Source organism: Microbacterium halotolerans (assembly GCF_003569805.1).
Lineage (GTDB): Bacteria > Actinomycetota > Actinomycetes > Actinomycetales > Microbacteriaceae > Microbacterium > Microbacterium halotolerans.
In genome coordinates, this window is sequence record NZ_KZ984051.1 from 1,556,784 (window position 1) to 1,563,888 (window position 7,105).

Consider the following 7,105-nt stretch of genomic DNA (forward strand, 5'->3'; position numbering starts at 1 on the left):
AGGAACGGGAAACGGGTCAGGCGGCCGCGCGCGCGGCCTTCTTGGCGCCGTCGGCGCTGCCTACGGCGAGCGCGGCCGCCGCGATGCGGCGCGCGTCGTCGACGGTGTGCCGCTTCAGCTCGGCGCGCACCTCGGCGAGGGCGGCGGGCGTCATCGACAGCGACGTCACGCCGAGGCCGACGAGTACGACGGCCAGCAGCGGATCTGCGGCGGCCTCGCCGCAGACGCCGACGGGCTTGCCGTTCGCCGCCCCGCCGTCGGCGACCATCCGGATGAGGCGGAGCACGGCCGGATGCCACGGGCTCTGCAGATGCGCGACGGAGCCGAGCAGCCTGTCGGCGGCCATCGTGTACTGCGTGAGGTCGTTCGTGCCGATCGACGCGAAGTCGGCCGTGCGCAGGATCTCCTCCGCCAGGATGGCGCTGGAGGGCACCTCGACCATGACGCCTGTGGTGCGCAGGCCGAGTTCGCGGGCGAGGGCGGTGAAGTACTCCGCCTCGTCGACGGTGGCGACCATCGGCGCCATCACCCACAGATCGGCGTCGGTGTCACGGTCCGCCTCGGCGAGGGCGGTGAGCTGGTCGCGCAGCACGTTCTCACGATGCTGCAGCGCCCGGATGCCGCGGCGGCCGAGGGCGGGGTTCTCCTCATCCGCATCGGTGAGGAACGACAGCGGCTTGTCGGCGCCGGCGTCGAGCACGCGCACGACGACCTTCTTGCCGCCGAAGGCCTTAAGCAGCTGCTGGTAGCTCGCCGCCTGATCGGCGACCGAGGGCGCCTCGTCGGAGGAGAGGAAGAGGAACTCCGTGCGGAACAGGCCCACACCCTCCGCGCCCAGCTCGACGGCCTCAGCCGCACCATCCGGGGACCCGAGGTTCGCCAGCAGCGGCACCTCCGTGCCGTCGGCCAGTGCACCCGGCGTGATCGGCGCGCTCACCGCGGCCGCCCGTGCCGCCGCGCGCTCGTCGGCCGCGGCGATCTCATCCGGAGTCGGGTCGGAGACGACCACGTCGCCTGCGGCATCGACGATCACGGTCTGCCCGTCGGTGAGCGAGGTGTCGCCGGTGCCGACGACCGCAACGATGCCCTTCTCCCTGGCGAGGATCGCGGTGTGCGATGTGGGGCCGCCGTCGGTGGTGACCACGGCGAGCACCTGGTCGAGATCGAGCAGCGCCGTGTCGGCCGGGGCGAGGTCGGCGGCGACGAGCACGAACGGATGCCCCGGTTCAGGGACGCCGGGCGCCGGCACGCCGCGCAGATGCGCGATCACCCGCTGCGCGACATCGGCGAGGTCGGCGGCGCGCTCGCCGAGGTACCCGCCGATCTCGGCGAGCTGCTCTGCGAACTCCGCGAACGACGTGTGCACGGCGTACTCGGCGGTCGCGCCGCCGTCGATCTTCGCCTCGACGGCCTCGGCGAGGGTCGGGTCCTCGGCCATCATCGCCTGCGCTTCGAGCACGTCCTGCGCCGAGCCGCCCGCGCGCTCGCCGCGTTCATTCAGTTCGTCGGCCACAGCGGCAACGGCGGCGGCGACCAGCGCCTTCTCCTCATCCGGAGTCCGCGTCGACGGCGCATCGCTGGGGGCGGCGAGCGGCTCGGCCATCCGCGCGACCGGGCCGTGTGCGATGCCCTGGCCGATCCCGACGCCCGCGATCTCGGTCACGCCCGTCACTCCCCGTCTTCGAGCAGCATCGTGCTGAGCCGGTCCAGAACCGCTTCGGCGTCGTCGCCTTCGACCGTGAGTGTGACCTCGTCACCCTGATCTGCGCCCAGCGAGATGACTCCGAGGATGCTCGCGGCGTTCGCCGGCTTGCCATCGCCCTTGGCGACGGTGACATCCGCGCCGGAGTTCTTCGCGGCCTCGGCGAACAGCTTCGCGGGGCGGGCGTGCAGCCCGTGCGACGAGGCGATGGTGACAGTGCGAGTGGCCATGATGGCGTCCTTCCGTTGGGTGGGGGCAGTGGCACGCGTGAGCGCGGGCCGGATGAGCGACAGCACGCGGGCGCCGTCGCGGTCGGAGGCGATGTCATCGGGAAGGATGAGCACCTCGGCGTCTGGCAGCGCAAGGCGCACGCGATCGACGGCGTCATCCGGCAGGTGGGCGCCGAGCAGCACCATGTCGGTGCCTTCTGCACCAGCGGGAAGATCGGCGAGCGCGGCGGGGGCGACCGAGAGTGCTATGCCCTCGGAAGCCGCGGCGCGTTTCACGCGCATGGCGACGAATGTGCTCGACGCGCCCGCGCCGCAGATGACGGTGATCCTCATCGATCTCAGTACTCCTTCTTCCCCTCCAGCATGAGAGCGGGGGGCCGCTTCCGGCAATGCACTCGGGTTTCCGCTCCCGCGGAAATCCGCTTCCGCTGCGTACATGGTTGACTGGTCTGCCATGACGGCTGAGCGGCAGGAGCAGGTGCTGGGCATCCTGCTGCGCCGTGTCGGCTGGGTGACGGCCGCGGATCTCGCGGATCGACTCGGCGTCACCGCTCGCAGCGTGCGTTCGTACGTCACGGCGATCAATGCGCTCGCTCCTGCCGGCGACGCGATCGAGTCGGGCCCGCACGGCTATCGCGCGGCGCCGTCGGCGGCTGCCGTGCGCGACGAGCTCTCCGGAGCGCAGCACGGTGCGCCGCGCGAGCGGGCGCGCGAGATCATCCGGATGCTCATGAGCGCGCCGGACGGCATCGACGTGTTCGAAACGGCCATGGCCCTGCACGTCAGCGACGCCACGGTGGAGGCCGACCTGCGGCGGGTGCGCGCCATGCTCGCCGACAGCGAGCTGACGATGGCGCGCGAGGACGGCATGGTGTCGCTGGCCGGCAACGAGCGCAGCAGGCGGCGGTTCCTCACCAGGCTCGTGCTCGACGACCTCGATGACCGGGTATTCGACACCGACGCGCTCGAGCGGGCAGCTGATGCGATGGGCGTGCCCGCGCCGGGGCTGGCGGAGCTCCGCGCGGAGCTGATCGCACTGCTGACGAAGCTCGGGTATGCGGTGAACGAGCTCGCCGCGGCCGAGGTGATGCTGCGCGTCGCGATCGCCGTCGAGCGCACGCAGCGAGGGTGGCCGATACCGGAAGCGGACGACGACGGCGGGCCGGATCGTGTGCGGGTGGGTGAGGTGCTCGACGATCTGGCCGCGAGGCACCTCGGTTCGCATCTCACTCCCGCTGATCGGCGCCATCTGGCCGGTGTCGCGCTCGTCTCACTCGTCGAACCCGGCGAGTCCTCCGGCGAGCCCGAGCGCCGCGTGGTGGAAGCGGTGCGCGTCGCGCTCCGGCGTGCGGCGACGACGTACGGCATCGACCTGAGCGACGAGGAGTTCGTGCGCGGCTTCGCGCAGCACGCGCACAACGTGGTGCAGCGCTCGCACGAGCATGTCGGCTCGCGCAACCCGATGACGCGTGCGGTGAAGCTCGCCTCTCCTTTGGTCTTCGAGATCGCGGTCTCGGTCGCGGGCGACCTCGCCGATGAGCTCGGCGTGGCGATTCCGGATGACGAGACCGCCGACATGGCGATGCGGATCGGCAGTCTGGTCGGCGCTGAGCCCGACGCCGGCGCTGCGCTGACGGCGGTGCTCGTGTGCCCGGGGTTCGAGGGCATGCGGAAGCGGCTGCGGGTGCACTTGGAGCGTGCGCTGGGTCATGAACTGGCGATCACGCGCGTGGAGACCGGATATGTGCAGGACTGGGCCGGCATCGACGCGGATCTGGTGCTGTCGACGATCGACCTTTCCGGCGCCGGCGACGACCGGATCGTGCGGATACAGCCGTTCCTCACATCTCGGGACATCGCGCGCGTGGCAGAGGCGGTGCAGCGTGTGCGGCGGCAGCGCGAGCTGCGCGGTCTGCGCTCGCAGATGCTGCCGTGGTTCGCGCCGACTGCGTTCATCCGGAACGCGCGCGCCGCCGCGCCCGAGCCGATGATCCGCCTGCTCGGCGACGCACTCGTACGCGAGGGCGTGATCGACGAGGAGTACGTGGCCAGCGCGATCGAGCGCGAGACGCGCTCATCGACGGCGTTCACGGAGAACCTGGCGGTTCCGCACGCGATGACGATGTCGGCCGCGCGCACCGCGATCGCCGTGGCGGTCAACGAGCAGGCGATCGAGTGGGGCGGTGAACGGGTGCACGTCGTGGCTCTCGTGGCTTTCAGCGAGACCGATCGCGCCGCGTTCCAGACGGTGTTCGAGCAGTTCGTCGACGTCTTCGCCGACCCCGACAACGCCGCCCGCATCGTGCGCCGCGCCCACACCCTCGACGCCTTCCTCGACGAGCTCACCGCCCTCATCGACACCCCCGCCTGACCCGCTCTGGAGCATCCGGAATGGGGTGCTCGAGTTCTGCGTGCTCGCCATGCTGCGCCGCCGCGACATGTACCGCCTCGAACTCGCCGATGCGTTCGTCCCCCTAGACTCGAAGCTCAGGGGTGGGAATCGCCCCTGACGACGCGCGACCGCATGGCTGCGCGGTCCGAGGGTGGGAGGCAGCCCATGACGTCGATACCGCAGACGATGAGTGCAGTCCGACTCATGGGCCACGGCGGGCTCGAGCAGCTCGTCTATTCCAGCGACGTGCCCACGCCGAGCCCAGCGCCAGGAGAGGTGCTGATAGATGTCCACGCATGCGGGATGAACAACACCGACGTGTGGGTGCGCGAGGGGGCCTACGGCAGCGACACCGACCCGCAGGAGGTCTCCTCGTGGCGGCGCGGCCGCTCCACGCTGGAGTTCCCCCGCATCCAGGGCACCGACATCGTCGGCCGGATCGCCGCGGTGGGGGAGGGCGTCGACGAGAACCGCATCGACCAGCGCGTGATGGTCGACTTCAGCATCTACAACCGGCCCGAGGGCGATGACAGCCTGGCCGATATCGACTACATCGGCCACGGCCGGGACGGCGGCTACGCGGAGTACGTCGCGGTGCCCTCGGAGAACGCCTACGAGATGAGCGCTGACATCACCGACGCGGAACTGGCCACATTCTGCTGCGCCTACCTCACCGCCGAGCAGATGCTCGTACGAAGCCGCCTCGCCGAAGGGGAGCGGGTGCTGGTCACCGGCGCCTCAGGCGGTGTCGGTTCCGCGATCATTCAGCTCGCCCGGGCGCGAGGAGCGATCCCCTACGCCGTCACCAGTGCGGGCAAGGAGGAGGCGATGCGCGAGATCGGCGCCGAGGACGTCATCCTCCGCGGCGCCGACGACCTGGTCGCCGAGGTCGAGCGGGTGGTCGCCGCCCCGGTGGATGTGGTCGCCGACCTGGTCGCCGGTGGGATGTTCAACGACCTGCTGCGGATCCTGCGCCCTGAGGGCCGTTACAGCACCGCCGGAGCCATCGGCGGGCCGGTGGTCGACCTCGACCTGCGCACCATGTACCTCAAGCAGCTCGAGCTGCACGGCTCGTCCCAGGGCACCCGCACCGCGTTCCGGCGCTTGGCGGGCTACATCGACGACGGCACGATCCGGCCGCTGCTGGATCGAACGTTCCCGCTCTCGGACTTCCACGAGGCCCAGCGCACCTTCATGGGCAAGACCTACATCGGCAACCTGGTCGTCGTGCCGGACCGGCACTGGGAGAACGTAGGGGCCCAGCATGCATCGTGAACGCGCTCTCGAGCTCATCGACACCCAGGCAGGCGGAGACGTCAGTCGAATCGTCACCGCCGGTATCGAACCGTTGCCTGGGCGCACCGCCCTTGAGAAGGCACGGTTCCTCCAGAAGGAGGGCGACGGCCTGCGCCGGCTGCTGCTCTCCGAGCCGTACGGCGATCCGGCGATGTCAGTCGACCTCATCGTCGAACCCGGCCACCCCGAGGCTCAGGCCGGCTACATCATCATGGAGGCCATGGGGTACCCGATGTACTCCGGCTCCAACACCATCTGCGCCGCAACCGCCCTGCTCCAGAGCGGCACGATCCCGATGATCGAGGGATTGCAGCAGGTGGTCCTGGAATCGCCCGCTGGGCTTGCTCGGATCACCGCGCGCAATGTGAACGGACGCGTCGAGTCGATCACCACCCAGGGCGAGCCGGCCTATGTCGCCGAACGCGGCCTGTCCGTGAACGTGCCGCACTACGGGCGAGTGGAGTTCGACCTGGTCTGGAGCGGTGCCTACTTCGCCATGCTCGACGCCGGTGCCCACGGCTTCGAGCTCACCGCCGAAGAGCAGATCGCCCTGACCGCTTTCGGCGATGCGTTCGTACGCAAGGCCCGTCCCGGTCTGCGTCAGGAGCATCCGACGCTGGGTGACGTGGGCCCATTGCCGTTCGTGCACTTCATGGGGCGGGCGCGCACTCTGGAGAACGGCAAGGTCGAGTCCCGCTCGGCGACCTACGTGCATCCGGGCGTGATCTGCCGCAGCCCGACAGGGACCGGCACTTCAGCCCGTCTGGCGCTCATGGCTGGTCAGGGCGAGCTCGCACCTGGTGACACGCTGGAGACGATCTCTCCGCGCGGCAACCGCTTCGTGGGCGCCGTGGTCGGCGAGACCACCGTGGGTGACTTCCCCGCGTGGAACTCGACGATCACGGGCCGGGCCAGGCTCATGGCGCATTCGCGGATCACCGTCGACCTGGATGATCCGCTGGTGGATACGTCGGATCTGGAGAAGCTGCTGACGCCGTGAGGAGGACGCTTTCGGCGTGCCGAGCCGGCGACAGCGAGGCTTAGGGAGTGTCTGATGATTCGCGGCGTTGCGAGTCCCCACCGCCCCTCCACGTGCTGCCTCGCATTGGGCGCACGTGCTGCCTCGCATCGCGCGGAGGCTCTCGGGCGGTGTGGGCCAGCGTCTAGCTGCTCGGCGTGCAGGTTCGACGTTGCCTAGTTCTCCCCGCTGCCCGACTTCGGGCGACGGCGGAGAACCATCTGACCGAGGAGCAGGAGCCCGCCAACGGTCAAGGCGAGCCCCGCAGCGAAGTACGGTCCGTGGCCACCTGATCCCGTGGATGCCAGGTCTCCGCCGCCTGATGGCGCGGGAGGCACCGTTTCGGACGAGGTGGGAGTCGGAACCGGAGTTGCGGTCGGTGTTGCGCTGGCCGTCGGCGAGGGCGACGGAGACTCTGTCGGTGTCGGCGTCGGCGACTCTGTTGGAGTTGGAGTTGGAGTTGGAGT

5 protein-coding genes and 1 pseudogene are annotated in these 7,105 nt (G+C 70.1%); 3 read left to right on the top strand and 3 right to left on the bottom strand.

Features of this window, described 5'->3' with window-relative positions:
* Nucleotides 1-16: 16 nt before the first annotated feature.
* The 3 genes and pseudogenes from ptsP to DZG09_RS17035 form a co-directional block, all read right to left on the bottom strand.
* On the bottom strand, nt 17-1,663 hold the full coding sequence (ptsP, locus tag DZG09_RS07060; RefSeq protein ID WP_119697436.1) for a phosphoenolpyruvate--protein phosphotransferase: 1,647 nt from the start codon (nt 1,661-1,663) through the stop codon (nt 17-19).
* 5 nt (nt 1,664-1,668) lie between these two features.
* Nucleotides 1,669-1,932, bottom strand: a complete 264-nt coding sequence (locus DZG09_RS16735; protein WP_119697437.1) for an HPr family phosphocarrier protein — start codon at nt 1,930-1,932, stop codon at nt 1,669-1,671.
* Between the two features lie 165 nt (nt 1,933-2,097).
* Nucleotides 2,098-2,421, bottom strand: a pseudogene (locus DZG09_RS17035) (hypothetical protein); the annotation flags it as partial.
* Between DZG09_RS17035 and DZG09_RS07075 the strand changes: the two are divergent.
* The 3 genes from DZG09_RS07075 (at nt 2,369) to DZG09_RS07090 (ending at nt 6,620) form a co-directional block, all read left to right on the top strand.
* On the top strand, nt 2,369-4,303 hold the full coding sequence (locus tag DZG09_RS07075; protein ID WP_119696909.1) for a BglG family transcription antiterminator: 1,935 nt from the start codon (nt 2,369-2,371) through the stop codon (nt 4,301-4,303). The pseudogene DZG09_RS17035 and the gene DZG09_RS07075 overlap by 53 nt on opposite strands.
* A 186-nt stretch (nt 4,304-4,489) precedes the next feature.
* On the top strand, nt 4,490-5,599 hold the full coding sequence (locus DZG09_RS07085) for an alcohol dehydrogenase family protein (protein ID WP_162893202.1): 1,110 nt from the start codon (nt 4,490-4,492) through the stop codon (nt 5,597-5,599).
* The gene (locus DZG09_RS07090) at nt 5,589-6,620 is read left to right on the top strand and encodes a proline racemase family protein (protein WP_119696910.1); all 1,032 of its coding nucleotides are present in this window, start codon (nt 5,589-5,591) and stop codon (nt 6,618-6,620) included. The genes DZG09_RS07085 and DZG09_RS07090 overlap by 11 nt, the downstream gene beginning before the upstream one ends.
* Nucleotides 6,621-7,105: the final 485 nt, after the last annotated feature.